General features: G+C 42.3%; 2 protein-coding genes and 1 pseudogene. 1 reads left to right on the plus strand and 2 read right to left on the minus strand.

Annotation, left to right across the window (positions count from 1 at the left end):
- Positions 1 to 59 precede the first annotated feature (59 nt).
- The gene (locus JJB97_RS17865) at positions 60 to 272 is read left to right on the plus strand and encodes a SymE family type I addiction module toxin (RefSeq protein ID WP_238715424.1); all 213 of its coding nucleotides are present in this window, start codon (positions 60 to 62) and stop codon (positions 270 to 272) included.
- A gap of 50 nt (positions 273 to 322) precedes the next feature.
- Here JJB97_RS17865 and JJB97_RS17870 read toward each other — a convergent pair whose 3' ends face one another.
- Together JJB97_RS17870 and JJB97_RS17875 are read right to left on the minus strand one after the other, a co-directional pair.
- Positions 323 to 889 carry an Imm42 family immunity protein gene (locus tag JJB97_RS17870; RefSeq protein ID WP_451923559.1) on the minus strand — a complete coding sequence of 189 codons (567 nt, stop codon included), beginning with the start codon at positions 887 to 889 and terminating at the stop codon, positions 323 to 325.
- Positions 874 to 1,659: pseudogene (locus JJB97_RS17875) on the minus strand (VENN motif pre-toxin domain-containing protein); the annotation flags it as partial. The gene JJB97_RS17870 and the pseudogene JJB97_RS17875, both read right to left, overlap by 16 nt.
- Positions 1,660 to 1,669: the final 10 nt, after the last annotated feature.

Consider the following 1,669-nt stretch of genomic DNA (forward strand, 5'->3'; position numbering starts at 1 on the left):
CTGAAGGTGATGCAACACCAATAACCCGCTGACCACAACTAACTGATCAGGAGTTAATTATGGCTAACGCAGATACTAAGTCAGATAGCCCCACATCCACAACCCGCAGATATACAGTCGGTTATATCCGGAACTCACGAACGTTTACGCCGTTTCCGTCCATTACGCTTAAGGGTAACTGGATGAAAAGGCTGGGTTTTGTGACAGGGCAGAAGATTGAGGTGCTGGCCGAGCCGGGGCAACTGATTGTCCGGCTGGCCGCTGAGGGATAAGGCAGGTAAAAAGATCCCGGTACTGAGGCCGGGATCTTTTTCATGGCAGTCTAAGAAAGTATGTCAGTTATTAATATCTGATCATTTATTTTATTTATTCTCAGTAAATTAGGATCGGGTAGGCTATTAATTAATTTTTCAATAGTCCCTCTTGGATACCTTTTTTCTTGGATAGTTTTTTCAAAGTCAGTCGAATAAAAAAAACGTTCGAAATCACCATCAAAAGCTAACCAAAATACACATCCATAATCCGATAACTCACAAGCATCTAACCAAATTACATTTTCTGGCGAACCATCTGAAAAATCCAAATCAGCTAATGGAATACTACCAATATCACAAACGCCATCACTTAACTGACTGTTTATGCTATCTTTTAATGATGATATGACTACATAAAGATCTGTAACTGTTCCTTNGCCATCACTTAACTGACTGTTTATGCTATCTTTTAATGATGATATGACTACATAAAGATCTGTAACTGTTCCTTTTCCCGGAATCAGCTCATCATCTATAATGAGGTTAAAAAGACCACTGGGAGAACTCAGTTCAAGAATATACTCTAACTGAATTCCTATCTCTAAAGCATTTCCAATAATCATTTTATTTTCCATCCTTCCTGTTTTCTCAAGGCAGCTCTAATATCATTTGGTAATTCAAGCTTATTTTTTGGATCTGCTGTACTACCAGACCAGTGGAAACCACCCGTATTATCAGGAGAAAACCGATGTATATCCCCATTACTATCCATAGTATATCTAGCCTTACTCTCCTTACCTTTTACAGTCAGAGATATTGAATTTTCAAAAAGCGAAAGTGAATTTTTAGGTTCAATTCCTGCATTTGGCCTATTACCTAAGCCGCCAAGAGTATGTTTTGAGTTTGACTGATAAACCAGTCCGTTACTGGCTTTAACCGGCTCTGGAACTGGGATTGCACTACCTTTCCCAGCCTTACTAATCCCCCCAAACGCTGATGCTGCTGCCCCCGCAACTATTCCCGCCTGAACTTCATCCAGACCATATTCTTTCTGGAGTGCTTCCGAGACTTTACTAGTTGCAACAACGCCTTCGGCCTGCATTTGCTGCGCAAAAGTCGCCGTCAGATCGTAGACCATCTTGATCGGGATATCTTCACCCAGAGCACGATCTATTGCCTGCTTCACTGCCAGACTGTCAGTCAGTACATCGCCGTATTTTTGCTGGCAGGTTGCAGGGCTGGCCGTGCAATCGCTGATAAGTTGCTTTTGCTGGGCCGTACTCAACTCTTCATACTTCTTGATGATGCTGCCGCAGTCACCGCCACTGGCCTGACAGGACTTCATTTCAGCCGACCAGGCATTTATCTGCTTGCTGCTCAGATAGTTATTCTCAACTAAAACCCTTTTACCTTAA

This window comes from Tenebrionibacter intestinalis (assembly GCF_016632365.1).
In the GTDB taxonomy this organism is placed as follows: domain Bacteria; phylum Pseudomonadota; class Gammaproteobacteria; order Enterobacterales; family Enterobacteriaceae; genus Tenebrionibacter; species Tenebrionibacter intestinalis.

What these genes read in the sequence shown, in the direction of transcription:
- JJB97_RS17865 (WP_238715424.1), top strand. Translation starts at nt 60, where the DNA reads ATGGCTAACGCAGATACTAAGTCAGATAGCCCCACATCCACAACCCGC.